A 24,915-nucleotide genomic window follows, 5' to 3' on the forward strand; every position below is an offset into this window, starting at 1 on the left:
TTTATATAAATTTCTTTTCATTCTTGAACCGACTCCAAACAACTCATCAACAGCTAAAGAAGCCGTTTTTTTCATATAATTGGTACTATTTAATTCAAAAATTCCTTCAAGATTTTTCTTGGCAAATCGATCACATGCCATCTTTGCTTGGATTTTATTTTCACCAATTCCTACCCTTGCCCTGACACCTACTTCGTCCCAGATTCGTTTTTGAATCATTTTTGCCATATGCTGAGGGGACCCAAACAAGCTTTGGCTTGCTGTTACATCCATAAATTGCTCGTCGATAGAAAAAGGCTCAACTTGATCAGTAAATTCATACAAAATTTCCGTAATTTGAAGAGATGCTTCAATATATTTCCCCATATGTGGCCTTACAAATTGAGCCTGTGGACAAACACTTTTCACTTCCCAAAGAGGCATTGCTGTTTTTACTCCTGCCTTTTTGGCCAAAGGATTTGCAGCTAAAGTAATTCCATGCCTTTTTTCCGGATCTCCACAAACCACAACAGGCTTTCCGACTAATTCAGGGTTGGAGGCTATTTCAACAGAGGCATAAAAGCTTTCCATATCCACTAAAAAAATAACCCTTTTCTTTTTGTCCATTATGTTACACCTCCAATATACCCACAAAAGTGATTAAAAAGAACTAATGTTCTTACTTTATTATACCTCAATTCTTCGTTTTTTAGAACATATATTCCCTTTATTTATTTTTAATTTATTCTATAGCAAAAACCCTCCACATTGGAGAGTTTCTCCAGTGTAGAGGGTTTCTTTTAGTCTTCTTGAATTAACTGTTCGTAGACAGATAATACTTTTTCCCATTCTTCGTCATCTTCAATATCTACAAGAAATTCTTCGCCATTTTCTTCTTGAACTTTTAAGATGACCCCTTCTTGATCATCATCGGCATCAGCAGAAACTAAAACGACATATTCTTGAGATTCTACTTCAAACCAAGTAACAATGTCAAATTCTTTTTCTTGTCCATTTTCATCAACTAATACCACTTTATGCTCATGGTCGTGATCGTGGTTATGATGGTGGTCATGGTCATGATGGTTATGGTTGTGATCGTGTTCACTCATCTCAATCAATCCTCTTTTCTTATCAATTAGCTGTTTAATCGTATCATTACAAATAACAGCAGTCAAGGAAAAACTTTCGAAGCTAAAATTCCTAAGAAATTAGCCTCTTTTCATATAGGATAACTGTATTTTTTGTAATTCAACAATTTCAGCCTTTTTCATATAAAGTTGATACTTAGCAGCTAAATAAGTGGCTTCATTAAAGGTCTTGCGAGGGTGGCAGACAACTCCTTCAGTTGAAAAGGGGTTATCAAACAAAACTTGCCATTCTCCATCCCTTTGCTCTTTAGGAATTTCCATGAAATACCCTACTTTTACATCATAAATCTTTGCTAAGTCTTGCCATGTATTTTCCCAAGAAGGACTAATAACACTCAAATTCGGGAAAAGTTCACTCCCCCATTGTAACCATTTTTTTATTTGATCAAACTCTAATTCGTCCATATTTTTTAGTTTTTCATAAAAATCTTGAATCAATTGATTCATGGCAGTAAAACCAACTGCCTCTAATTTGTTTTTAAATTCTATTTTTTCTTCTTCTAGTGAAAGTTGAGTAAATTGTTCAAACCATTTGTTCATCCATCAACATCCTTCCAGTATCATTTACAGTCACAACAAATACCATTATACTATTGTTTTTAGTAATAATACCAGATGGATTGATAATCCTTAAGGTTTTCCCCTTTATGGGCTAATTGTTGAAGAAAAGTAAAAATAGGAACATCTCGATATAGAAATGACCTTTTGTTGAATAAATTGACGTCTGAAGGATAAAATTCATATACTCTTGAACCATCGCCTAGGATCATAATCAGTTCATGCTCTTGGGAAGCTTTTAAGTAGTTTTTTCCCATTCCTGGTATATCAAATACCGCCTCATCGGAACGATCGATTCCTGGCGCCAAACGGGACTCTTCGTTTTGTTCTTGGATCATCCGTGCAATAGGTACTCTTTCTTCAGGAATATCCTTTTTAGCATTAAAGGAATAATAAGGATCCACGCCAATTAGACGCAATTGCTTTCTTAATGCAGACATTTCAAACCTTCTAGCATTCTCTACCGTATAAATGGATTGATTACAAACCTGAACTCCAGTTTTTCTTAATTTTTGGATAGCTTTCATCGCTTCAAGCGTAACCTCATAAGGATGTTCAAAATGGGTCATTAAAGAGATTTCTCTTCTACCTGAAATTTGATATGAGCTTAGAAGATGTACTAGTGAGTCTGTAATCCTCATAGGTAAAATCATTGGAATTCTTGTCGATACGCGAATCCGCTGTATATGAGAAATATCCGCCAGACGGGATAAGATCTCTTCTATCATTGGATCATCATAGATCATAATATCCCCTGAAATCAATACTTCAGTTACACCTGGATGACGATTAAACCAGCGAATGGCTCGATCTATTTTATCCAATTCTACTTGATCTTGTCTCCATAGAGCATGATTGATCGCCCAGCTTCGCTCACAATATAAGCAATACCTTACCTTTTGGCGGATCGGTTTAAAAATAGCAATCATAGGATAACCCCTTGTGATTGAAATTTCTGTAGGTATTTGCCGAGTTTGAGATAATGACATGTTCATATGGTGTTTTTTTACCTCTACTAAGCGTTGAATATATCGGAGTGGAGGGAAGGCTTGTGCACGTATCGCATGATCATATTTGCTTTCTGGATCATTTAAATCCAATAAAGATAAGAAAAAAGGAGTAATCCCAAAAGGAAGTTGGTGATGATTTGCTAAATCAATCGCCTCTTTTTCCTCTTCAGTCAGAGAAATGAACTTTTCTAATTCTTTTCGGTCTCTTATCACATTTTGGCATTGCCATTTCCAGTTATCCCATTCTTTATTAGTAATTTTGTAGCTTGATTTTATCGATTCTCGGTTTTCAATCCTTTGCAGGATAATCGAATTATCTAACCCACTTGGATATCGGCTCATCCAATCATTTACTTCCTTAGATAAATGATCTAACAGACTCCATTCAGGCATCTTAGACATAGGTTTTTCTTCTTGAAGTTGTTCTAACCCTGTGGTTCCCTTTAAAGCCCTAAACAAAAATAAAATTTCATAGGCAAATCCTAAACCTACTTCATGGTAATCTTGGTTTAAACATTTTTTTAAGTTCTTAAGTACTGAGAAATGTGTAATCGCCTCATGGCGTGGAGAAAATAAGTTTTTCAAAACGCGTAAAGCTTGTTGAGATTGATAGCGTTGTAAAGCATTCATATGACAAGATTGTAGACAATGAATTTCGAAACGATAAAAGTATTGATAAATCTTTTCACGTAATTCATCATCATCCTTAGATTGCATGACAATTTCACAAAATCCAGGATTTTCCTTTTTTATTAAATCAATAACTTCCTCAATTTTTTCTATTTCCACCATTACATCTGCTTTATCAATATGAAAAATCACGATTACTCCCCCTCACCCATTACAACCCTTAAAACAAAGATGATAAGATAATATATTAGATTGTATCAAATCCATGAGCAAAAAAGGTAAGAAACAAAAAAATTCAATAAATTGTTAGAAAAAGATCGCTTTTAAAACTTGCCTTATTTGCTCTTTATCTAAATTTTCCCAAAATAGGTGGTTATAAATCAAAATATCTGTATGAAGGTGCAGTCCCCGATCATTTCCAAGGACACCATCACTCGTGCCAGAATTACCAACATAGCCTAAGACTTCTCCTGTTTTTAACCCTTTTCCAACGACTACATTCTTAGAAATAGCACTTAGATGGGCATAACGAACAAGTACTCCTTTTGGATATTGCACCCAAACTGTTCTTCCTCTTAAACGATCTAAAATATATTCAGGTGTTTGGTTAGAATTCTTTGCAATGTTTAATAGCTCTGTCCTTTCTTTTTTGGTTAATTCAACGAAATCATGATCAACTCTCACTACAATTCCATCAGCCATAGATAAAACAGGCGTCGTCTGATTAACCGTTATTCCAGTTACTCCAGTATACCAATCAATTCCCTCATGAAATCCGTTTCGATAACTTCTTAAAGCACCAGGCAAATGGGAATCACGTGAACTAACCTTTGCTCCTTTTAATGGTGGTGAGAGAAAATCTAAATAAGAAATAAGCTCATCACTTGACATCTCAGAAAAATGTTGCTCAAATTTACGCTTTTCCCATTCAAAAATTTGAGTAAGTAAAGAAAGAGTAAGCTTTTCATCAAATGGGTACGAGAAAGATAGACCGGCAGTGGAATTGGGTATTTGCACTTCATCAGTCGATTTTTTTTCATACTTCACCTTATTTTGTTGGAGCCACAAATACTGACCTGATAGAACGATGATAAGGGCAAGTGCTACTAAGAACAAATGTCTTTTCACAATAGTAAACTCCTATCTTTTTATTTTATCTAAAAAGAAAAGCCGTCTAACAACAAGACGACTTTTTAGTAGGGCACTTTACTATTATTGACAATCTTACCCCTATTCAAACGATTTACTTAACCAAGATTAGTTTTTCACCTATTTTAAGAAACTCACCACGAGTAGCTTCGCTTTTCAATAGAAACTCTACACGATAATTACCGGTTTTAATAAAATCAATATTTTTGAAGGGAGTAACATACTGCAAGCTATCTTCATTTGTTGCATCAAAGGTTTTGGTTTCCCCTTCTTCTACAAGTTTTCCATCTGGATCTTTAAGCACTACTTTAATTTGAAGCTTTTCATTTGGTAGATTATCCACTTCACTATAAACAGAGAAATTAAATCCAGAACGTCTGTTTGTAGGGATTTTCCCAAAAGGACTATAAATAACATAGTTCCCATTATCCAAAACCGGGTTTGCAGTAAGCTGCATATTCACATTAGGTTTTATCATTTTTACAAGGCTTTTTCCCTCATCCCAATAAACAATCGCTCCCATAGACTCTGCAATCGTTTTAAGAGGTAGAACTGTGGTATTTTCAATGATAAATCCTGGGATTTTGGATACCATCTGCTCTCCATTAAGGAGAACTTTTACCTTCTCATAACCATTAAAATAACCATAAATCGCATTCCCTGCATAAACTGTAACGGCACTAAATAGAAGAATCATCGTTAGAATAATCACAACTCTCTTTTTCATTATGTTACCTCCGCACCATATTACACGTTTGAAGTTATCTTTATTTCTTTATACCTTTTACATTTCAAAATGTTGCGGGTAAAATGAAAAAAAGAAATGCGTTCTTCGAAAAAACTCTCTAAAAATAGAAATACCTACTTCTAAATATGAAAAGTAGGGATTTTCAACCCTATGGCCTCTTTTCGTTGTTTATGAAACTGATGATGATGTCAGTTACATCGATATAAAAGGAACTATCATTTACTTTTAATAATTCCTGTTTAAAATCTTCTAACCAATCAAGATGATCAGCAACGAATTGATTTACATGTTCTTCACTCGTTTCTTTGATCAAAAATGCTAGAAACTCTAATAAGAGTGTCAAATGATCAGGCATTTTTGCATAATCATCTGGGATTTCTAAATGGAATTGTTCGAAGAGGTGCCTGATGTGTAGAGCTGCATCACCAAACAGATACCCTTTGCTCTTTGCAATAGATAGTCCAGCAGTTGGATCAGTTGTCCATACCTTGTAGACTGATTCAATCGGTGGGGCATAAGGTTTAATCACACCCATAAAACAACGCATATAGGTTTGTTTCATTTCAGAAAAATTTGGAAATCTACCTTTTAACTGAACAGTTGGTTTGGTGTAATTTGCTTCTTTCGCCATTTCTACTAGTAGTTGATCAACTGTTCCATTCATAACATCTTGATAAAAGTCTTCAGTTGGAAACTTAAAAAATTCAGCTAGGGTTAAATAGATTTCAACTTTTGCTTGTTTGTTTTGTGACACATGATTCTGCACAAAGACTCCTCCTCTAGACAACATACTTTTTATCTAAATCTGTAAGAGTGATTTTGCTCTTTTGTGTGAAGTTAAAGAGCGAAGAAGCGGGATGAATCTTTATCTTGTTTTACTTTACAAAATTCACAAGTTTCTTCTTCTGTCACAGTCTTAAATGCCTGGCCACATTGACTACACTCTTTCAACCATAATGTGATTAATACCTTTGGTTCTTGCATATATTCATCAAGCTTAACACTTTGGTATGTGATAGATTGTTCTGGACATGCGCTGCATCTTTGGCAAGCAATGCAATCTTGAGTAGAAAAAACGAGTTTACTTTGATTCCCCTCATTTTCCCATTTAATCGCTTCTGTGGGACAAATTTGTTCACAAATTGTACAACCTCTACATTTGTCTATCGATTCAATTTTTAAAAATTGACCAAAGGGTAAGGTTGTTTTATTATGTCTTGATGTGCTTAGTAGCTGCAGATATTGATTCAATTTCTTCCTTTTAAATAGATTCCTTTCTTTTTTACCCTGTTCCTCGGAATCAGTCACTCTTTTCAATTCTTCGTTTTGGTCTTTCTCTGCAAACATCATCTTCCGAATATTACGGATAGAAAAATTCTGTAGTAATTCCCTTCTTGTTATTCCTTGAAAAACAACATCATCGGCTTCTTGTATTTCTTCTGCTGTAAGATCAATTTTCACTTTCCTAAAAACCAATGCTAGTTCTTGTTCCAATCTTGCAAAATGTTTTTGGATCAGGTCAAACCCTACTTTCTCACATGTTTGACATTTTCCAATATAAAAACTTACCTTCTCTTTTCCTTTTGTAAATGCTAAAAGAAGATGCTGATCAAGATAAAGATAACAAGGTAGTTTAATTCCCTTTTGTATATTTTCTGCTTGATCACAAGTGATCTTAGATAAGGGAAATTCTTCAATCTGCCTATAAATCTCTTGGTATGGCTTTTGGATGTGGTCGATTGCAAAAACAGGACAGGCACCAATACATGCTCCACAATTGACACATTTTGAATGATTCAACTCTGGAACTTGGTCATTCAATTGGATCGCATTTGTTGGACAATTTGCCACACACTCGTTACAAACCTTTTTTCGATTTGCATAGTTGATGCAACTCTTTTTCTGAATTTGAACTACTTCAAATTGAAAAAAGTTCTTTAAATCCTGACGCATTTGCACTCCCCCAGCTAAAGTTTCACCTCCCCAGAGGATGAACCTCTCATAAATAAAAATCTATTATTTTTCTTTAGAATTGGATTCATTCTCATCAATCAATTCCTTCGTTGCACTTTTAAATTCCTTTAGTGTTTTGCCAGCTGCTCTTCCAAGCTCAGGTAATTTATTAGGTCCAAAAATAACTAAGGCAATGATTAAAATGAGAATCAATCCAGGTACTCCGATATTAGCAAAGGACATCCTCGTTCCCTCCTTTCTATGATAACTATTTCACAAAGTCTCTTTTACCTAACCAGTTAAAAAATATAATTATTCCTCTTTTACAGTTATTATTTTATAGGAAGATAAGGGCAAAAAGTCAGCGTAAATTTGAAAATTTAGCGAACACCTTGACAAAAGTGATTACAGAACTGAAACAGAAAAACGTAATCAATACTTTAAAGGAATAGAACAATTTGTAGATAAAATTGGTGACCACTGTTAGTTTTCTTCATACAACTGTGGGTTTAAAAATCTGGCAAAAGCAGAAATGGTTACATCACGGAACATATCTTTTCGAGTGATGAGCTGGTTTGTTAAAATCCCAATTGTACCTTCTTTTTTCTTCACATTGTGTTTTCCTGTAAAATCATCAATAATATCTCCCAACTCTTTCCCCATACGTAAATGGTTTGCAATTTCTTCAGGGAGCTGTACACGGAGTCCACCACCGATTCCCACATTCCCTTCTTTATCAACTACTACACCCCAATTACATAAAAACATACCAAACGGAGATTCAATTACTCCTCCTTCTAACCCTATACAGTAATCAAAGAAATGCGATTCCTTTTCCGCAAACATTACGTTATTTGCGCGATTAATTGCTCCTTGAATCGTTTCTTCATCTGAAAAAGGTTGTTCAGACACTTGCGATTCTACATCTAATCCAATCACTTCTGCTTCAAACCCCATTTCAGCAAATGCTGATCGAACCGCCTCAATTTTTGCAGGATTCTTTGACCCTACTCCAATATGTAACACCAATTTCCACACTTCTTTCCTTCACAATATGGTTTAATCCTAACTATAGTAAAACATTCTCTTTCCCAAATCGCAAGAATAGAATAAGAAAAGGTTTGTATATTCCATCGCGCTCCGTCATCCGTTCCCTTCTATAAGAGAGAAGGGCACTTGAAAGCACACAAAGTGTACAAGTCGTGCTACACAGCTAAAGCTGTTCGTCACGCTATGTCGCAGCTTATGGAATATACAAACCCCTAAATGACAACGGAAAATTCAACAAACATTTGTTGTCAGGTAATCTATGTTTAATTTATCTAGCAAGTTTGGCCGTTGGATAATCCGTAATGAGCATGTGCCCTGGGGCATGAGTAATCGTGATATCTGGTTTGCTATTTAATAGAGCGACTTGAGGCGTCACACCACATGCCCAAAACACAGGTACTTCATTTTCTGCGATGTCAATAGAATCGCCAAAGTCTGGTGAATGGATGTCTTTGATACCAATTTGGGTAGGATCTCCTATATGAATAGGGGAACCATGTGCACTAGGAAACCTAGAAGTAATTTCGAGAACACGAGGGATTAAAGAATAATGAAATGGTCTCATACTTACAACTTGATTTCCTCTAAAAGATCCTGCTGGTTCAGTCTCAATATTCGTAATATACATCGCCACGTTTTTCCCTTGGTTGATGTGTTTTACGGGTATTCCATTATTTATTAATTCATTTTCAAAAGTGAAACTGCATCCTAGAAGAAAGGTTACAAAATCATCTTGCCAAATATCCTTTATATCCAATGGTTCATCAACGAATTCACCATTTTTAAATACTCGGTATTTAGGAACATCGGTTCTTATATCAATGATATCATCTGAATATTTTTTTATATAAGGTGAACCGGTATCCGTAATCTCTAATATTGGACAAGGTTTGGGATTTCTGATACAAAATAAAAGAAAATCATAAGCGTATTTTTTCGGTAGAATGACTACGTTTGCTTGTAATCGATCCATCCCATAACCTGTTGTAGGTTTCGTAAATTCATTGGCTCTAATTTTCATTCTTAATTGTTGAACATTTTCCATCTCATCACCCCATCTTTTAAATAAATGGTATGTAATATTATCGAACAAAAGAAGCTCTATTCGGAAAATAAGTCGTTACCAATACCACTCATCTTAATCCTCCTTCTTTTATTTGACTAAAAATAAAATTCTTCTTTACGGTCTTTAAATACAGGAATTCTGTTCCTTATCTCTGGAACAATGGACAAATCAAGTTCTGCCGTAATAATTTCTTCCTCTTCTGTACCTTCAGCAATCACCTCTCCCCATGGATCAATAATCATCGAATGGCCAAAGAATGTATTATTCGGGTCACTTCCCACACGATTCGTTGCAACCACAAACATTTGGTTCTCAATTGCTCGAGCAATAAGGAGACTTCTCCAATGATATAAGCGAGGATGTGGCCATTCTGCTGGGACAAATAATACTTCCATCCCATCTAATGCCATCGAACGTATTAACTCTGGAAAACGAATATCATAACAAATGACGATTCCGGCTTTATGGCCATATAAATCAAAAGTGAAACGTTTGTTGCCGGATTCAAGATACTTTTCTTCATTCATGAGTCGAAATAGATGAATTTTATCATAGTAGCCTCGTACATCACCATGATTATCAATGACATAAGTAGTATTAAAGACCTTAATATTCCTCACATTCGCCACCGAACCTGGGATGATATAGGAACCATATTGCTTAGCGATTGCCGTGAAGGAGGATTTAACCATTTCTCCATCTCGATCTCCATTTTTAAGAGCGTTTTCAAGATCATACCCCAAATTCCACATTTCGGGAGCAAGCACCACATTGGATTGCTGCTGCTTGAGAGCCCTATGCATCGTGTCTACTAACCGTTGTCTATTTACTTCAGATTGGCCAAATTGAATATCCATTTGGATTGCAGAAACTTTTATTTTATCCATTACTATTCAATCCCCTTACTATTATCGTGTGAGTTTCTCTATGACTAATGTCATCATACAACAAAAACTACCAAGTGTCATGCGGCATTTCGTCTAATTTTGTAAGTTTTTACAATTCTTAGCTAAGGTAAAAACCTTAATATATTCAATTTTGTACATTTGCTTAAATTTTAAAAAAATTTTATGTAAAAATTGTGAATTTGTTTATAGTCAGCTAATAAAAATTATGTTATTATTTGTCATGTTGTGTAAAAACATCCACTGAAAGGCGTTTGATATATTTTGTCTGAACAACTTATAGAACAATTTGAAAATTTGCGAGAAGAAATGATTCAATCTGCTATGAAATATGGTTTGACCCATCCAGTCGTTATCAAGTTAAGCCAATCTTTAGACAAATTACATATCGAAATATTGAGAGAACAGCAACAAAAAAAGAACATTTAATCAGTAAACAGTTCCTCAAAATCAATTATCCATCGATCTGTAACTGAATTTCTTTTTAGTAGAAAATTCATTTTCCTTTTTTCTCTTCCCCCTTCTTTCCAATATAAGTTTACTTCTATGGGAATTTCAAATGACATTAGATTGAATGTGTTCGTCTTATCAAAAATAGTCGTTCTTGAGATTGTATCGATTTTATCCATTTCAACCAATAGTGAAGGTATTTCCTTATATTTATTTTTCGAAAGCAACATTTTAAACAACTGTTTATCATTTTGATTTAAAGACATCAAAAATACATCAACAAGATCATATGGGTTGAGTGTGATTAAATATTGCTCTATTTTTCCTGCTGCTTTATATACCATGACTTGATGGCCAGGATCTAGATTTCTAGTTATATGCGTAATGCTCCCTTTAAAGTGGATACAAAAGTGTCCAGGGAACCCATTCCTAAGTGCACCGAACCCATGAGGCATTCCATTCATTGATGCAGCAATCCGTTGATTACCAATTTGGATCAGAATCGCTCTCCTATCCCAACTCCATTTCCCTTCATATATCTCTCTCATAATTTTAGTATCCTCTTTTGATAATGGTTGCACATCAGCATGATGACTTCCTGCTCTTCGTTGAACATTGAAACGTAGTCCTGTCTCTAAGTCGATCACTTGGAATTTTGTTTTCCTAGGGATAATCGTATCGACCTCTTCCCATGGTAACAATTCTCCATAGTGCTTTCTTTTTATGATTTCTATGTATGTAAATAATTGCTCTTGAAGATGAGCTGGCAAATGAACCTTTTTAAGCTGTCGAACATCAAATAAGTTACCATATTGATCTGCTAAGTAACGACGAACACCACTTTGTTGATTTATAGTGATATAGGTGTCTGTAAAAGGAAGAACTACCTTAGAGGGATATAAAGGACTTTTTACAATTTCTTTTATTATTTTACTTTGATAGATGGTTAGTTTTGTTTCATTAATTGCTTCAGGTGACGATTTGATGGAAATGGTTATTTTACTTGCTTCTTTTGAGGAAACATTGTGAGAAAATGATGCAAAAAATACGAAACTAAAAACGAGAGTGAAAAGAATTAAAATAATGACCCTGTTTCCTTTTTCCAATACAACCAGCTCCAATCGAATATTTCTCAGTTATATTCTTTGTATTGGAAAAAAAGATATACAAATATCACCATTTTGCATTGGCGTGAAGATTACTAGGTGTGTAATAAAAAAACCTTGAAATATTAAAACTTTCAAGGATTTTTAGTACTAATATCTTTACATAGACATCACCAGTTCAGCTTCTTGAACGAGCTCTTTCATCAATTTTTTAACAGTAATAATCTCATTTAATCGATACCCATTTGAACCGGTAAAAATCAATCCGTTTGAAATATTCCCTTTCACTGCCTCGATAAGTGCTTTTGATATACAATAAGGAGTCGTTTTAGGGTCGCAAGTGACTAAACAATCATAGCACTTTTTTACAGGTATTCTTTCTCCTTCAACAGTTTTAACAAACTCATTATGGATGGCTCTTCCAGGAAGACCAACAGGACTTTTTACAAGGTTGATATCCTCTTGTTTTGAACGAATAAATGCCTGTTTGTAATTAACATCTGCATCACATTCTTCTGTAGCAATAAAGCGAGTTCCCATCTGTACTCCGGAGACACCTAATTTTAAATATTTTGCAATATCTTGACCATTAAAAATACCTCCTGCAGCAATAATAGGGATACGTTTTTTATATTTTTCTTCAAATGAATGTAACGCTTCTTTTACATCACTTAAGATTTGAGAAAGATTTATTTTAGATTTTAATTCATCAATGGAAAAACCCAAATGTCCACCTGCTTCAGGTCCTTCAACAATCATTAAATCAGGTAAATATTCATACCTTTTGTCCCATAGCTTCGTCATTAGATATGCTGCTTTTCCTGAAGAGACAATCGGTGCGATTTTCGTTTTTGTGCCTTTAATAAATTCAGGTAATTCCTTAGGTAACCCGGCTCCAGAAACAATAATGTCTATTTTTTCCTCTACCGCGGTTCTTACCATTTCCTTATAATGGTTCATGGCCACCATAAGGTTAACCCCTATAATGCCTTTGGGACTTAACTCCCGTGCCTTACTAATTTCTTTTCTTAGAGCTCTTATATTAGCAAGAAGAGCATTGTTTTCGAAATCTGGTTCATTAAAACCAATTTGCACCCCAGAAATGATCCCAATTCCTCCCTCATTTGCTACAGCTGAGGCTAACCTAGAACGAGAAACACCTACGCCCATTCCTCCTTGAATAATAGGTACTGACGCTATTAAATCTCCTAACGAGAGTGAAGGTAATTTCATAAAATCGACTCCTTGAATTTGTTTAATGATTATCATTGTTTGCATTATAACGTTTTAAACCTTTAAAGTAAATATTTCACTTGAATTAGTTAGTATAAGTTTGAGAATTTTGGAGATTTCGTAAGCAAAAAAAACCTTCCTATAATAGAAAGGTTTGTTTCCATATCTTTAATATCTCTTCCACTAGGTTGAATAGTTCTTTTATATGAACTCAGTATCTTACTGTATTATAAATAAAATAATTGCAAGTTCTTACTTTTTGGCTAGATAAAAATCCCAAACAGCTTCTTGTTCTTTTTTTGTTAAATACTCTTCAAAGCTCATCATTTTACCTTTATAGTTTACAACGTAATCTAATAAATCTTTTTGACGAGCTACCTCTTCCACTTTGTAGATTGCCATCCCAATCACCTCTTTTTTAATTTCAATCTCATTATACAACATTTTTTAGTCTGTGATTGTGAAAATTATAACAAAAATTTGAACATCATTAAAGTTTAAATCTTTAGAAAAATCAATTAAATACTTTAACAGTGGCAAATTTTATTATATTTCCATAATTTAATATCTAATAAAAATTTTATGACTATTTTATATTGTGAAAACGATAACAATTTATTATTATGTATTACGGGATAGCAATAAAGAACAACAGCTACGTTTGTTTGTAGCTGTTAGTTTATCGACGATCACTTACTAATTTAACCACCCTTGTATATTTCCCCTTTTTTACCTCTTCAGGAGTTGCATCTTCATCTAGTGCATCCATCTCCATACTTGGTGCAATGGTAGGCTCCTTTTCTTTAGGACTGATTTTCTTATCCACGATGATTCATCTCCTTTTCTTTACCTTATGTTCATTATGCTTCATAAATTGGATTTCATTCTTTATAAAAAATAAATCCAAATACTACTAACCCCATATCATCCATTTACTTATCACCTCTGTACCCTTTCAGGAATAACATCTTGAAAGATGGTGGTCTAAAAAATAAAAAAAGGGTTTATATCCGACCATCAACTTTCCAAAATCTTTTATGGCCTTCAAACCCTTGATATATAAAGTATGGTGACCCCGACTGGGTTCGAACCAGCGACCCCCACCCTGTCAAGATGGTGCTCTCCCGGCTGAGCTACGGAGTCACATATATTCGACGTTGTTACACTCAATTTAGATGGTGCCGAGGACCGGACTTGAACCGGTACGGTAGTCACCTACCGCAGGATTTTAAGTCCTGTGCGTCTGCCAATTCCGCCACCCCGGCAGGACTTTTAAATGGTGGGCCCAACAGGACTCGAACCTGTGACCAATCGGTTATGAGCCGACCGCTCTACCAACTGAGCTATAGGCCCCTACTAATTTAACTTTAAACAAATACTTTTTTAAAATGGCGGAGCTGACGGGATTCGAACCCGCGGTCTCCTGCGTGACAGGCAGGCATGTTAGGCCTCTACACCACAGCTCCATAATATAAATGGGAATATTCGACGTAGTGCAAATAGTTTATTGGTTGCGGGGACAGGATTTGAACCTGCGACCTTCGGGTTATGAGCCCGACGAGCTACCAGCTGCTCCACCCCGCGTCATTACATAATAAAATTAGCGACAAAAATTATTATATATGATTTATAACATTTATGCAACAATTTTTAAAAATAGTTTTATCCCTTAAACCACTTGGTATTTGGGACAAAAGTAATTTTACCTAGAGTACAATAATTTGTCAATAGTATTGTCACATATATTTAGCGAATTGGGTTTACAATAACATTGTCAATGTATACATGAATACCATTGACTTGAACCATGGTTAAGGAGAGTGTTGCAATTTGGCAAAACAATTAAAAGACAGACAAATCGCTTATGTAAATAAAGAAACAAATCAGTTGGTGTCACAAATCGTAAGTGGAACTCAATCACTACTACAGCAGACTAAACAATTACAGAGCAATCCATCATTAGTTGTACCTATACAACAACCTCAACTTGCGTCGTCCACTGCATCTAACAACATGCAAATGTCTCAACAAAATTTCAAAACGCAACAACTTGGGCAGGCACAACAACATACTAGCGTCCCTGAAATGCAGCATTTAGATCAAATGCTACAAAAATTTTATAACGAGATTGGTAAGATGGAAACGGAATACACCCAATTGAAATCTGCCAATATGAATCCTTTACATCTTCAGCAATTGATGCAACAAAAAGCAAATGCGCTCCAATCATTTAGTAATCAAATACAACAAACAATCAATCAGGTTCAATTATCAAGTCAAACGAATCAAATTTATGAATCAGGCCATGGTTTCTAAAAAGTTTTGGCTGTTGAAATTCATCAACAGCCTCTCATATTTTCATACAAAGCTCATTTCTCTCGTTCATTTAAAAACTCTTTAGTTAAAATAGGTTGATATTTTACCCCAGAAACCGTAAAAACTGATTGGTATAAAGTTAGAGAAGTTACTTGCCATACAGAAGACGTTAGTTTAAAATTTTCCTTTTTAAAGGGAACATTCACCTTTCTTGCTAATGTTACATGAGGAGTATACTTAGGCTTTGCATCGAATGTAATCTTTGTTTTTGTCAATGCTTCAACAAAATTTTGGTAAAGTTTGTTTAACATTTGCAAGTCTCCATGAACACCAGCCCATAAAATATTAGGCTTATTTTCGCTAGGAAAGGCACTTATATTCTTTAACTGTAATTGAAAAGGGACTACATTTTTTACGGCCTCATTTAATGCTTGGTCTAACGATTCCATCTCTTTTTCATCGACTTCCCCTAAAAAAAGAAGAGTAATATGCCAATTTTCTTCTGGTACCCATTTTCCCAATTGTAAGCTGTTGCGAATAATTGGCAATTGTTGTTTAAGTTCATTTTTTACATGTTCAGCTAGCTTAAGTGCAACAAATAATCTCATAGCTAAACCACATTATCCTCAGTCATTTGTTCTTCTATTTCTTCCACCATTTCTTGCACATCTCTTAATCGATGGGCAATACGTCCTGCCGCTGAAGCAGCGATTCCAGCAACAAGGTCATCCAAAAACGTATGAACACCTTTACCGTTTTTTGTATCCAACTTTTTAATTATTCCCACTTTATCTTTATCTAAATATCCAAAAGTGGTCACTGCAATGCTTCCATAACCAAAGACAGAGCCTAATGCCATTGTTTCATCAATTCCAAAAAGTCCTTCATCAGACTCAACAAGAGATTGCAATGGTTCAGTTAACAAACCTTTTTCAGCCAATACGTCTAACTCGATCCCAACAAGTAATGCATGTTGAACTTCACGTTTTTCTAATACTTTGTTTACACTTTCCAGGCAAAGCTCCATGGTTAAATCTTTATTATATGGCAATTGTAATTCATAGACGATTTCTGCAATATCTTCCAATGTAACACCGCGTTCTCTTAATCTCTGTAACGCTGCAGCTTTTACCTCTTTACTTGGTACCCTTCTTTTCAATACCTGTCACCTCCAAAAATATCTTTCTCCATCATATCACTTTCTCTACATATACAAAATAAACTTCATTATATATATTATTAAAAAAAATGAGTAGCAGTGAATCATGCTTACACTGCCACCCTTATCAAAATATAAAATAAAAATAGATAAAGATTATTGATTTTGATGCTGATCCAGTCTTTGAATTAAATAGGCTAAACCATAACTCATTCCAACTAAAAAAGCAAAGCAATAAAAACAATAAAAATGACTGCCATTTTATTCCTCCTTCATATAAAAAAACTCTTTCTTAGTTTATACAGAAAAAAGGCAATTTATTCTTTCATTGTATTTACCAAAATATTTCATATTTCAAATTCTTTTGATAAAATAGGTTTATGAACCTAATGATAGGTTGAAAAAGGAGGAAAAAGGTATGAAATATGGTATTGTGATTTACCCCCAAAAGGAAATACAGGATTGGGCGAATTCATTACGAAAACGTTATGATTCTCATTACACATTAATTCCGCCCCATATTACAATTAAAGAGGCTTTTGAGATAGAAAATATAAACGAGGCTATTCAATATATTGAAAACATTACAAGTCAAATTCCTCCTTTTACATTAAAACTAAGCAAAGTCGGTACTTTTCTTCCTATCTCTCCTGTTGTATATGTAGGGTTTGAAAAAAATCCTGTTATTTATGAATTACAAGAAAAACTAAACGCTGACATCTTAAAGCGGCCATTAAAACATCAATTTATTCCACATATGACCATTGCTCAAGATTTGCATGAACAAGAAATACATGATGTATATGGTAGATTGAAATTGGAAAATTTAAATAAGTCTATACTGGTCGATCGAATTCATTTGTGTTATCAGATTGAGAATCAATCATGGACAGTTTATCAAACTTTTTTATTAACAGGAAAATAATAGCAGTGAATTTAAATATTCGTAGCAAATTTGAGGTGAGTTTATGCAAAAGTTGATATACAAACTCGTAACAAATCAACAAGAATTAAAGGATGCTTTTTCTATTAGAGAAGTTGTTTTTATCGATGAGCAACAAGTTCCAAAAGAACTAGAAATGGATGAATACGATAATACAGCAACTCACTTTATTGTCTATGATGATAAACGTCCTGTAGCAACTGCAAGAATGAGGGAATACCATGACCCCTCCACCGTCAAGATTGAGAGAGTCGCAGTCCTAAAGGATGAGCGAGGTAAAGGTATTGGAAAAAAATTAATGACTTTTATTGAACAAGAAGCCTTAAAAATGGGATTTAAAACCCTAAGATTAAACGCTCAACGACATGCCGAAACGTTTTATAAAGACCTAGGATATATGACCATCAGCGAAGCGTTCGATGAGGCCGGTATTGAACATGTTACCATGGAAAAGAAAAGTTAAGGTTTTTTAAAATGTACCTCATCCTTCGTGATATCTCATTAACATGTATGTCGAAAGAGTAGAGATATTCCTATCTTCTTAAATTTTTTAAACGTTCCACAACCTGATAGGGAACCATTTTTGTCCCTATTGGCGCGTGGAACATCTCGCCATTCCTTGAACCATGAAAATCAGAACCAGCGGTTACAATTATTCCGTAAGTTTCTCCCATTTCTTGATACCGTTTTTCTGCCTCTTCATCGTGATCAGGATGAAAAGCCTCAATTCCTTTAAGCCCATATTTAATCAATCTAACAACCATTTCATCATCATCGTATAATCCTGGATGGGCTAATACTGGGACTCCTCCAGCTTTTTTAATAATATCAATTCCTTCCTCTGGAGAAATTCGAATCGGATTTACGTAGGCCTTTCCCTTTTTTCCAAGGTACAAATCAAAAGCTTCTTCCATGGTATCAACCACTTTCTTCTCGATCAATACTTCAGCAATATGAGGTCGACCAACATTAGCCCCTTCTCTTCTAATTTTCTTTTTCACTTCATCTAATGTGATCTGTATGCCAAGCTCATTTAATTTGACTATTATCATTTCATTTCGTTTATCCCTTGCTTTTTGCAGTTCATCAAGCGTATTTAAAAATTCCTTATCTTTGTAGCGAATAAAATAACCAAGAACATGAATATCTTGTCCTTTTTCTACAGTACTCATCTCAATTCCAGGAACAACCTCAATTCCTATTTTTTCAGCCATTTTAATCGCTTCATCAATTCCACTTACTGAATCGTGATCTGTGACGCCTAAAGCAGCCAATCCTGCTTCTTTTGCTAATTTGACGTTATCTGCAGGTGCATTTAGACCATCTGATGCAGTGCTATGCGAATGCAAATCTGCTCTCATCCTTTTCACTCCTTAAAAAAATTCACAAAAATAACAGGTATTTTGAACAAGGCATCCCTCATAAACGTTTTAATACAATAAAGTTAAAGGAGGCCGTTTTGTGCACATTAACGTAAAGTCTGGATTTAAAATTGTAAAACCCTCTTCAAGAATTGATAAAGTATTTGAATCTCAAGGGTTCAAGAAAAAAGGGGGCAAAGACTTTCCCTACTATCGTCTAAGAATAGATGATATTTGCACACGAACGAGTTATGAATTACAGATACCCATACAGGAAATCTATTTAAGTCCAAAAGAATCTCTATATAAATTTCAGGAGATGATTATTCATACCCGATCTCCAGTAAAACCCCATCAAATTCCGGAGGCGATTATTCAAGCGGCAAAGGAAAAAATGAATGAGGTATTTTCTACTCTTTCTGAATCTAAACCAAGTATAAAAATCTAACATGTCTATTTTACCCTTTTTATCTTTTTATCATGAAAAAGAAAATATGAAAAGGCTGCGAGTTTTGCAGCCTTTACTTCATTATTCTCACACCATTTCAGCACTATGTTTAACCAATACTTTCTTCTGCCAAATTCGACTTTTCCAGCGAAAGAACATAAAAATACCTCTAAACCATTCATCTGCTGCAAACCCTAACCAAGCGCCGATTAAACCAAGGCCAAAGTGAATTCCTAAAACATAGGTTAAGGTTACACTTACACCGAACATTGAGATCACTCCCATGATAACAGGAAAATTCACATCCCCTGCCGCACGAAGAGAACTAATCAAGACTAAATTAAACGTTCGTCCTGCTTCTAGTAAAATATTAATCATCAATAAAGTTGAACCTAATTCTATAATCGAAGGGTCAACAGTGAAAATTCGGAATAAGTATTTGCTTAGCACAGAAAATAAAATAGCAACTGAAACCGAAACGATAAAGCTAATTTTTAAACTACGTAATGCTGTATGATAAGCATCGTCATTCTTTTTTGCGCCAACTAAATGTCCAACAAGAATTTGTGTACCTTGAGCAACGGAAACGGAGAATAAAAAGATAAAACTACTAAGATTTTGAGCATACACTTTTGTGGTTAATGCCAGCGTTCCCATCATCGTAATAAAATACGTATTTAAAATTTGCGAAGTATTATAGGCTAAATGTTCCCCTGCAGCAGGTAAACCAACCGATAAAATTCCTTTAATGTAGTACTTTTTAAAATTAAAAAATTCACTAACTGTATAGCGATGGTTTAATCGATTAGACAAGATCATCATAATTGCAATAAAACCAATGATTCGTGTAATTGTAGTTGAGATCGCCACTCCGGTTACTCCGAGCTTTGGAAAACCAAAAAGACCAAAAATAAAAATGGAGTTACCAATGATATTCATCACATTCATCGAAAGGCTTACATACATGGCATCCCTAGTAAAACCATTACTCCTTAATACCGCACCTGCAGAATTTAATGCAGCCTGAACAAATAAAAAGCCACCGACAATCAACATATATGATTTAGAATAAGCTTGTAGTTCAATTGGTACATTCATAATGTCTAAGAAAACGGGTGAAAAGAAAGCCATCATTCCACTTAATAGGATCCCAAATAGGAAATTAACGCCAATTGCAACAGCTCCAATTTTTAATGCATCATAATATTGTTTTGCTCCTAAATTCTGAGCCACGACAATACTTGCCCCAGCGGAAACGAAACCAAACATCACAATGGCAATAGAAATAATTTGATTGGTAACTCCTACTGCGGCAACAGCATCATCGGATACTTTACTGAGCATCATCGTATCTATATTTCCCATCAACATAAAAAGGAACACTTCAATAAAAATAGGCCAAGTAATTGAAAAAAGCGAAAGTTTTTGCTGTGCAGATTCCTCTAATACCATACTCTTCCCCCATCAGCTTTATGAATCAATATTAGTGCAAACGTTTTCTTTAAAACGGATAAATCTAGTATAGTACGTTTACATTAGAATAGGAAGAGTTTATTTTTTTCCTTTTTTCAACATGTATCGTTTGAATAAAGTTTCAATGATAAAGGAGCGAATAACTTGATAATCCTTTGAATTCGTATCTATAAATTTGGCACCATAATAAAACTTTTTATCTTTTTTAGAAAATGTACTCTTCATAATTTCAACCTCTAGATGAAGAAATTGGTCAAATAGCCTAAAAGAAAGAAGAGCAATTCCATTTTCTCGAATATAGCATTTAGTAGAAAAGCCAATTCCTCCCTCACTGACATCATGAAGCTCTATTTGACAGAGTTGATTTAAATCAATTAAGGGCTTCGAACCAGAAAAAGAGACAGCGGTAATTTTGCCTTTTGCATCAATTCGAATTCGAGGGTTTTCTCTAGAAATAATCCATTTGTCTCGTAAGATCAGCGGAACCAGCGTGATCAAGGAGTTCTCAGTTTTACCCATGACTGTTGTCTCGAAGGATTCAATGATTCCGTCTTCATTTAATGTGCAAGAAATCTTATCACCAACATTTAGCTGCACTACTGAGGTTTGGATTTCTAGAAAGTCACTTTCTACATACCGGATCACCCCAGGACGTTTAAACGAAGCACCTTGTATAACAATTTGATTTCCAATCAAAGTTATTAGCCTCCATCGTCATCTTATTCCATTGATTTGTGAGACTTACTCATTTGTGCCTCAAAATTCTTTGGATGCTCTCCCATTTTTCCTTGTAAGATTTGCAAAGCATGGGGAAGAATTTCAATAATCGCTTCTAGATTTTCCCGTACTCCCTTTGGACTCCCAGGAAGATTAACGATGATGCTATCTCCTCTTGCACCCACCACAGCACGAGAAAGGGTAGCAAAAGGGGTTTTTACCCGTGAAACCCGACGCATTTCTTCGGCAAGACCAGGAATTTCTTTATCTATAACAGCTAAAGTTGCTTCAGGTGTCACATCTCTTTTTGCCAAACCTGTTCCTCCTGTTGTAATCACTAGATCAAGCTGTAACTCATCCGTATATCGTATCAAGTACTTTTCGATCAGTTGCCGTTCATCGGGAATAACGTCATATTGCTTTACTTCTCCCTGAATCGTTGCTACGATTTCTTTAATCACTTTTCCGCTAATATCTTCTCGTTCACCACGAGAACCTTTATCACTTAATGTCAAAATCCCAACTGACCAATTCACGATGATATCTCCCCTTTGTTTCTGACATACTCCCCACTTTTGCCCCCTGTTTTAGAGACGAGATAGGTTTCCCCTAATACCATTCCTTTGTCTACTGCTTTACACATATCATAGATGGTTAACATGGCAACACTTACAGCGGTTAGTGCTTCCATCTCTACCCCTGTCACATTCGTGGTTTTAACGGTGGACTCTACAATAATTGTATTTTCACCTGATTCTTCAAAGGAGATATCCACTCCAGTGAGTGGAATAGGGTGGCACATAGGAATAAGCTCTGATGTTTTTTTGCTGCCATGATCCCAGCGATTTGGGCAACAGCTAAAACATCTCCTTTCCCAATCTTTCCTTGCCGAATTAGTTGCAAGGTTTCTGGCTTCATAATGATTGTGCCTCTAGCCACAGCTGTTCGTTTAGTCACGTTTTTTTCACTTACATCAACCATTTTGGCTCGGCCTTGATTATTAAAGTGGGTTAATTCGCTCATCTTAACCTCCTATTTGCGACATTCTTCTTTGGGTTGGTATATGTGATAACTCTTCGTTATTTAATGTTTTTGCCATCTCATGATTTTCTGGTTTCATATTTAACGCTTTATAATAAAGCTGTTTTAGTCCTTCCTCATCTCCCAAATACGGTTTAACATTTAATTCTTCCTGCCAATAAAGACAAGGCTTGATATAACCATCAGAAGTTAACCGAAGGCGATTACAGTTAGCGCAGAAATGATCACTAATTGGATGAATAAATCCGATTGATCCTTTTGCTCCTTTAATTCGGAAGTTTTCCGATGGGCCATTGCCAAAAACTTCTCCAGATTCCTCTAATTCAAAACCCAATTCTTTCGCTTTTTCCTTTACAAGTTCTAATGAGAGATAACCACTTTTCCAGGTTTCATCTGCATGACCAATCGGCATATATTCGATAAACCGAACCTGTACAGGTTGATCAATCGTCATTCGCAGAAAATCACCAATTTCATCATCATTAAACCCTTTCATCAGAACCGTATTGATTTTAATCGGCGAAAATCCTACACGATAAGCAGCATCAATCCCATCTAGTACCTTTTTCAAATCGCCACCTCTTGTAATTTCCTTAAAACGATCATGGCGTAATGAATCTAAGCTAACATTGACCCTAGTTAATCCTGCTTTTTTAAGTACTTCCGCCTTTTGCGCTAAAAACATTGCATTTGTTGTTAAAGCAATATCTTTTATTCCTTCAATACGACTAAGTTTCTCAACTAATACCTCTAGATCTCTACGAACTAGAGGCTCTCCACCTGTTAAGCGGATTTTTCGAATACCTAAACTCGCACCAACTCTCACCACTTCTTCAATTTGTTCATAAGTTAGAAGCTGATGGTGGTCCATAAATTGAACACCCTCAGGTGGCATACAATAGACACAACGTAAATTACAACGGTCGGTCACAGATATTCTCAAATAATCATGTACACGGTTAAATCGATCTACTAATTGGCTCATTTATAAAGCCTCCTCTCCCTGATTCAATCCCCTCTAGTCTGAATAACTCTATTTTACAACAAATTCATGGTAAATAAGTGCTAAAAATGTACTTCACCTAAAATAAACTTTTTCGTTAGTTCATGAATAGGATTTTCAAACATTCTTCTCGTTGCCTGGGATTCAATCAAATAACCACTATGTAAAAAAAGAGTCTCATCAGCAATCCGTTTTGCTTGAAACATATTATGAGTCACCATGATCACCGTCATTTGAAATTGGTTCTTTAACTTTAAAATAAGTTGTTCAATCTCAAGCACATTTTGAGGATCTAAACTTGCAGTAGGTTCATCTAAAATAAGAACTTGTGGTGAAGTAATAATGGCTCTAGCAATGGCCACCTTTGCCATTTCTCCTCCAGATAAGCTTTTTGCCTTTTGATCAATCAAATGATCAATTTGAAATTGTTTCAGGATTTCCAAAACCTGTTCTTTTCTTTCTTTTCTAGGTACACCACGTACTTTTAAACCGTATGCAACATTTTGAAAAACATTCGTCTGAAACATATATGGCTTTTGCCAGACTACCGCTATTCTTTTGTCTGGTTCTGTTAACACTTTTCCATGGAAATAAATTTCCCCAGAAGTTGGTGTTAAAAATCCTGAGATGATCTTTAACAAGGTGCTTTTCCCTGCCCCGTTTGGTCCGATTATCCCATACACCTTTTCATTTTCAAATCGATAACTAATTGGCTTTAATATCGTTTTTCCATCGATTTCAACCGTTGCATTTTTTACTTGGATCAAGATTTCCATCCTCCTTGCTGCCAGGAGAATAAAACAGAGTTAATCAGAAAAGAAACAAAAAGAAGAATCATTCCTAATGCAATCGCCATATCAAAGTTTCCTTTTCTTGTTTCTAAAACAATGGCAGTAGTGAGCACCCTTGTTTTTCCCGCAATATCTCCACCTACTAACATCACGGCTCCTACTTCAGCAATCACTCTGCCAAAAGCAGAGATTAAAGCAGCAATCGCTGGAAATCGAATCTCTTTGATCAAGGTGAATAACGTATATATTCGATTTGCTCCCAACCCTCTTGCTGTCATCATGACGACTGGGGCTTTTCCTTCTGCTGCAACATAGATCAAGCCTATGACAATGGGTAAAGCTAACATCAACTGAGCTAAAATCATCGCTATCGGGGTATAAAGAAGATAGATATAAGGAGCAATTGGGCCACTCCTCGATAAAAGTAAAAATAGAATAAGTCCAGCCAATACAGGGGGTAATCCCATCAAAACATAAATCAATCGGATGAAAACATATTTAAAGGGAAAAGATCGAGTTCCCAGCCAGGTACCAATGGGAACTCCGATCAATCCTGCAATCATCACAGCGATACTAGAGATATAAAGTGAACGAAATGTAACTTCATATAATTCTCTATTTCCAGTTAAGATTAAAGAAACAGCTCGTTCAAATCCTTGCAAATAGATTTCCATA

At 35.2% G+C, this 24,915-nt stretch carries 30 protein-coding genes, 5 tRNA genes and 1 pseudogene; 5 read left to right on the top strand and 31 right to left on the bottom strand.

From position 1 onward, the window contains the following. From U473_RS07035 to U473_RS07090, 12 genes are all read right to left on the bottom strand, one after another. The coding region (locus U473_RS07035; protein ID WP_456119706.1) for a Y-family DNA polymerase at nt 1-606 on the bottom strand (606 nt) is incomplete at its 3' end. A gap of 173 nt (nt 607-779) precedes the next feature. Beyond that, a complete protein-coding gene (locus tag U473_RS07040) occupies nt 780-1,091 on the bottom strand; it encodes a DUF1292 domain-containing protein (RefSeq protein WP_068724769.1) in 312 nt (103 codons plus the stop codon). 99 nt (nt 1,092-1,190) lie between these two features. Next, nucleotides 1,191-1,670 carry a hypothetical protein gene (locus U473_RS07045; protein WP_068724773.1) on the bottom strand — a complete coding sequence of 160 codons (480 nt, stop codon included), beginning with the start codon at nt 1,668-1,670 and terminating at the stop codon, nt 1,191-1,193. A gap of 59 nt (nt 1,671-1,729) precedes the next feature. Next, nucleotides 1,730-3,520 (bottom strand): KamA family radical SAM protein, encoded by a 1,791-nt coding sequence (locus U473_RS07050; RefSeq protein WP_068724777.1) that lies wholly within the window; start codon nt 3,518-3,520, stop codon nt 1,730-1,732. A 114-nt stretch (nt 3,521-3,634) separates the two neighbouring features. Continuing rightward, nucleotides 3,635-4,456 (bottom strand): M23 family metallopeptidase, encoded by an 822-nt coding sequence (locus U473_RS07055; protein ID WP_068724778.1) that lies wholly within the window; start codon nt 4,454-4,456, stop codon nt 3,635-3,637. A gap of 115 nt (nt 4,457-4,571) precedes the next feature. Beyond that, a complete protein-coding gene (locus tag U473_RS07060; RefSeq protein ID WP_068724780.1) occupies nt 4,572-5,204 on the bottom strand; it encodes a stalk domain-containing protein in 633 nt (210 codons plus the stop codon). Between the two features lie 169 nt (nt 5,205-5,373). After that, nucleotides 5,374-5,991, bottom strand: coding sequence for a TorD/DmsD family molecular chaperone (locus U473_RS07065; RefSeq protein WP_068724782.1), 618 nt, complete (start codon nt 5,989-5,991; stop codon nt 5,374-5,376). A gap of 71 nt (nt 5,992-6,062) precedes the next feature. Then, complete coding sequence (locus U473_RS07070) at nt 6,063-7,178, bottom strand: 4Fe-4S dicluster domain-containing protein (protein WP_068724784.1); 1,116 nt, start codon at nt 7,176-7,178, stop codon at nt 6,063-6,065. Nucleotides 7,179-7,241: 63 nt separating this feature from the next. After that, a complete protein-coding gene (tatA, locus tag U473_RS07075; protein WP_068724787.1) occupies nt 7,242-7,421 on the bottom strand; it encodes a twin-arginine translocase TatA/TatE family subunit in 180 nt (59 codons plus the stop codon). A 240-nt stretch (nt 7,422-7,661) separates the two neighbouring features. Further along, nucleotides 7,662-8,216: an inosine/xanthosine triphosphatase gene (gene yjjX / locus U473_RS07080; protein WP_235589074.1), complete on the bottom strand. Its 555-nt coding sequence runs from the start codon at nt 8,214-8,216 to the stop codon at nt 7,662-7,664. 280 nt (nt 8,217-8,496) lie between these two features. After that, nucleotides 8,497-9,273: a putative hydro-lyase gene (locus tag U473_RS07085; RefSeq protein ID WP_068724789.1), complete on the bottom strand. Its 777-nt coding sequence runs from the start codon at nt 9,271-9,273 to the stop codon at nt 8,497-8,499. A gap of 116 nt (nt 9,274-9,389) precedes the next feature. After that, nucleotides 9,390-10,181, bottom strand: a complete 792-nt coding sequence (locus U473_RS07090; protein ID WP_068724794.1) for a carbon-nitrogen family hydrolase — start codon at nt 10,179-10,181, stop codon at nt 9,390-9,392. A 282-nt stretch (nt 10,182-10,463) separates the two neighbouring features. On the opposite strand from U473_RS07090, the gene U473_RS14255 reads away from it, so the two are divergent. Beyond that, the gene (locus U473_RS14255) at nt 10,464-10,628 is read left to right on the top strand and encodes an aspartyl-phosphate phosphatase Spo0E family protein (protein WP_082732419.1); all 165 of its coding nucleotides are present in this window, start codon (nt 10,464-10,466) and stop codon (nt 10,626-10,628) included. Here the strand turns inward: U473_RS14255 and U473_RS07095 are convergent. The 9 genes from U473_RS07095 to U473_RS07125 form a co-directional block, all read right to left on the bottom strand. Beyond that, nucleotides 10,625-11,755, bottom strand: coding sequence for a hypothetical protein (locus U473_RS07095; RefSeq protein ID WP_068724796.1), 1,131 nt, complete (start codon nt 11,753-11,755; stop codon nt 10,625-10,627). The two genes, U473_RS14255 and U473_RS07095, sit on opposite strands and share 4 nt — an antisense overlap. Nucleotides 11,756-11,914: 159 nt before the next feature. Further along, on the bottom strand, nt 11,915-12,988 hold the full coding sequence (locus U473_RS07100; RefSeq protein ID WP_068724798.1) for an NAD(P)H-dependent flavin oxidoreductase: 1,074 nt from the start codon (nt 12,986-12,988) through the stop codon (nt 11,915-11,917). Nucleotides 12,989-13,240: 252 nt separating this feature from the next. After that, nucleotides 13,241-13,390, bottom strand: a complete 150-nt coding sequence (locus U473_RS14755; protein ID WP_161937297.1) for a hypothetical protein — start codon at nt 13,388-13,390, stop codon at nt 13,241-13,243. Nucleotides 13,391-13,667: 277 nt separating this feature from the next. Further along, nucleotides 13,668-13,814 (bottom strand): hypothetical protein, encoded by a 147-nt coding sequence (locus U473_RS15000; protein WP_181482220.1) that lies wholly within the window; start codon nt 13,812-13,814, stop codon nt 13,668-13,670. A gap of 241 nt (nt 13,815-14,055) precedes the next feature. Beyond that, a tRNA-Val gene (locus U473_RS07105) sits at nt 14,056-14,131 on the bottom strand. A gap of 33 nt (nt 14,132-14,164) precedes the next feature. Then, nucleotides 14,165-14,253: transfer RNA gene (locus U473_RS07110), tRNA-Leu, on the bottom strand. 12 nt (nt 14,254-14,265) lie between these two features. Continuing rightward, nucleotides 14,266-14,341, bottom strand: a tRNA-Ile gene (locus tag U473_RS07115). A gap of 36 nt (nt 14,342-14,377) precedes the next feature. Beyond that, nucleotides 14,378-14,454, bottom strand: a tRNA-Asp gene (locus U473_RS07120). 42 nt (nt 14,455-14,496) lie between these two features. Continuing rightward, a tRNA-Met gene (locus U473_RS07125) sits at nt 14,497-14,572 on the bottom strand. A 246-nt stretch (nt 14,573-14,818) separates the two neighbouring features. On the opposite strand from U473_RS07125, the gene U473_RS07130 reads away from it, so the two are divergent. Beyond that, nucleotides 14,819-15,304, top strand: a complete 486-nt coding sequence (locus tag U473_RS07130; RefSeq protein WP_068724799.1) for a hypothetical protein — start codon at nt 14,819-14,821, stop codon at nt 15,302-15,304. Between the two features lie 53 nt (nt 15,305-15,357). Here U473_RS07130 and thpR read toward each other — a convergent pair whose 3' ends face one another. Together thpR and U473_RS07140 are read right to left on the bottom strand one after the other, a co-directional pair. Continuing rightward, nucleotides 15,358-15,912: an RNA 2',3'-cyclic phosphodiesterase gene (thpR, locus tag U473_RS07135; RefSeq protein WP_068724800.1), complete on the bottom strand. Its 555-nt coding sequence runs from the start codon at nt 15,910-15,912 to the stop codon at nt 15,358-15,360. Nucleotides 15,913-15,914: 2 nt separating this feature from the next. Beyond that, nucleotides 15,915-16,463: a phosphatidylglycerophosphatase A family protein gene (locus U473_RS07140; RefSeq protein WP_068724802.1), complete on the bottom strand. Its 549-nt coding sequence runs from the start codon at nt 16,461-16,463 to the stop codon at nt 15,915-15,917. Nucleotides 16,464-16,881: 418 nt separating this feature from the next. Here U473_RS07140 and U473_RS07145 point away from each other — a divergent pair, with 418 nt between their 5' ends. Together U473_RS07145 and U473_RS07150 are read left to right on the top strand one after the other, a co-directional pair. Further along, on the top strand, nt 16,882-17,388 hold the full coding sequence (locus U473_RS07145; protein WP_068724805.1) for a 2'-5' RNA ligase family protein: 507 nt from the start codon (nt 16,882-16,884) through the stop codon (nt 17,386-17,388). Nucleotides 17,389-17,431: 43 nt separating this feature from the next. Next, the gene (locus U473_RS07150) at nt 17,432-17,869 is read left to right on the top strand and encodes a GNAT family N-acetyltransferase (RefSeq protein ID WP_068724807.1); all 438 of its coding nucleotides are present in this window, start codon (nt 17,432-17,434) and stop codon (nt 17,867-17,869) included. 70 nt (nt 17,870-17,939) lie between these two features. Here U473_RS07150 and U473_RS07155 read toward each other — a convergent pair whose 3' ends face one another. After that, nucleotides 17,940-18,767 carry a PHP domain-containing protein gene (locus tag U473_RS07155; protein ID WP_068724809.1) on the bottom strand — a complete coding sequence of 276 codons (828 nt, stop codon included), beginning with the start codon at nt 18,765-18,767 and terminating at the stop codon, nt 17,940-17,942. Nucleotides 18,768-18,867: 100 nt separating this feature from the next. Here U473_RS07155 and U473_RS07160 point away from each other — a divergent pair, with 100 nt between their 5' ends. Beyond that, entirely contained in the window at nt 18,868-19,215 is a 348-nt protein-coding gene (locus U473_RS07160; RefSeq protein WP_068724811.1) for a hypothetical protein, read from the top strand. A gap of 87 nt (nt 19,216-19,302) precedes the next feature. On the opposite strand, the gene U473_RS07165 is transcribed toward U473_RS07160, so the two are convergent. The 7 genes and pseudogenes from U473_RS07165 to U473_RS07195 all read right to left on the bottom strand — a co-directional run bounded on the left by U473_RS07165 (nt 19,303) and on the right by U473_RS07195 (nt 24,914). After that, entirely contained in the window at nt 19,303-20,667 is a 1,365-nt protein-coding gene (locus tag U473_RS07165) for an MATE family efflux transporter (RefSeq protein WP_068724812.1), read from the bottom strand. Nucleotides 20,668-20,766: 99 nt separating this feature from the next. After that, nucleotides 20,767-21,384: a PilZ domain-containing protein gene (locus tag U473_RS07170; RefSeq protein WP_068724816.1), complete on the bottom strand. Its 618-nt coding sequence runs from the start codon at nt 21,382-21,384 to the stop codon at nt 20,767-20,769. A gap of 23 nt (nt 21,385-21,407) precedes the next feature. Next, nucleotides 21,408-21,941, bottom strand: a complete 534-nt coding sequence (locus U473_RS07175; RefSeq protein ID WP_068724817.1) for a MogA/MoaB family molybdenum cofactor biosynthesis protein — start codon at nt 21,939-21,941, stop codon at nt 21,408-21,410. After that, a pseudogene (gene moaC, locus U473_RS07180) lies at nt 21,938-22,428 on the bottom strand (cyclic pyranopterin monophosphate synthase MoaC). Before moaC ends, U473_RS07175 begins: the two are co-directional and overlap by 4 nt. A gap of 1 nt (nt 22,429) precedes the next feature. Further along, nucleotides 22,430-23,431 (bottom strand): GTP 3',8-cyclase MoaA, encoded by a 1,002-nt coding sequence (moaA, locus tag U473_RS07185; protein WP_068724818.1) that lies wholly within the window; start codon nt 23,429-23,431, stop codon nt 22,430-22,432. An 80-nt stretch (nt 23,432-23,511) separates the two neighbouring features. Then, the gene (locus U473_RS07190) at nt 23,512-24,216 is read right to left on the bottom strand and encodes an ABC transporter ATP-binding protein (protein WP_161937298.1); all 705 of its coding nucleotides are present in this window, start codon (nt 24,214-24,216) and stop codon (nt 23,512-23,514) included. After that, a complete protein-coding gene (locus U473_RS07195; protein ID WP_068724821.1) occupies nt 24,213-24,914 on the bottom strand; it encodes an ABC transporter permease in 702 nt (233 codons plus the stop codon). Before U473_RS07195 ends, U473_RS07190 begins: the two co-directional genes overlap by 4 nt. Nucleotide 24,915: the final 1 nt, after the last annotated feature.

The sequence above is a fragment of the Tepidibacillus decaturensis genome, from assembly GCF_001561915.1.
Classification (GTDB): Bacteria; Bacillota; Bacilli; order Tepidibacillales; family Tepidibacillaceae; genus Tepidibacillus_B; species Tepidibacillus_B infernus.

Bases quoted from the DNA above. Each gene is read 5' to 3' on its own strand.
- thpR (WP_068724800.1), bottom strand. From the start codon at position 15,912: ATGAGATTATTTGTTGCACTTAAGCTAGCTGAACATGTAAAAAATGAA.
- U473_RS14755 (WP_161937297.1), bottom strand. From the start codon at position 13,390: ATGGCAATCTACAAAGTGGAAGAGGTAGCTCGTCAAAAAGATTTATTA.
- U473_RS07045 (WP_068724773.1), bottom strand. From the start codon at position 1,670: ATGAACAAATGGTTTGAACAATTTACTCAACTTTCACTAGAAGAAGAA.
- U473_RS07150 (WP_068724807.1), top strand. From the start codon at position 17,432: ATGCAAAAGTTGATATACAAACTCGTAACAAATCAACAAGAATTAAAG.
- U473_RS07155 (WP_068724809.1), bottom strand. From the start codon at position 18,767: ATGAGAGCAGATTTGCATTCGCATAGCACTGCATCAGATGGTCTAAAT.
- U473_RS07070 (WP_068724784.1), bottom strand. From the start codon at position 7,178: ATGCGTCAGGATTTAAAGAACTTTTTTCAATTTGAAGTAGTTCAAATT.
- U473_RS07060 (WP_068724780.1), bottom strand. From the start codon at position 5,204: ATGAAAAAGAGAGTTGTGATTATTCTAACGATGATTCTTCTATTTAGT.
- tatA (WP_068724787.1), bottom strand. From the start codon at position 7,421: ATGTCCTTTGCTAATATCGGAGTACCTGGATTGATTCTCATTTTAATC.
- U473_RS07145 (WP_068724805.1), top strand. From the start codon at position 16,882: ATGAAATATGGTATTGTGATTTACCCCCAAAAGGAAATACAGGATTGG.
- U473_RS07090 (WP_068724794.1), bottom strand. From the start codon at position 10,181: ATGGATAAAATAAAAGTTTCTGCAATCCAAATGGATATTCAATTTGGC.
- U473_RS07040 (WP_068724769.1), bottom strand. From the start codon at position 1,091: ATGAGTGAACACGATCACAACCATAACCATCATGACCATGACCACCAT.
- U473_RS07165 (WP_068724812.1), bottom strand. From the start codon at position 20,667: ATGGTATTAGAGGAATCTGCACAGCAAAAACTTTCGCTTTTTTCAATT.
- U473_RS07100 (WP_068724798.1), bottom strand. From the start codon at position 12,988: ATGAAATTACCTTCACTCTCGTTAGGAGATTTAATAGCGTCAGTACCT.
- U473_RS07085 (WP_068724789.1), bottom strand. From the start codon at position 9,273: ATGGAAAATGTTCAACAATTAAGAATGAAAATTAGAGCCAATGAATTT.
- moaA (WP_068724818.1), bottom strand. From the start codon at position 23,431: ATGAGCCAATTAGTAGATCGATTTAACCGTGTACATGATTATTTGAGA.
- U473_RS07195 (WP_068724821.1), bottom strand. From the start codon at position 24,914: ATGGAAATCTATTTGCAAGGATTTGAACGAGCTGTTTCTTTAATCTTA.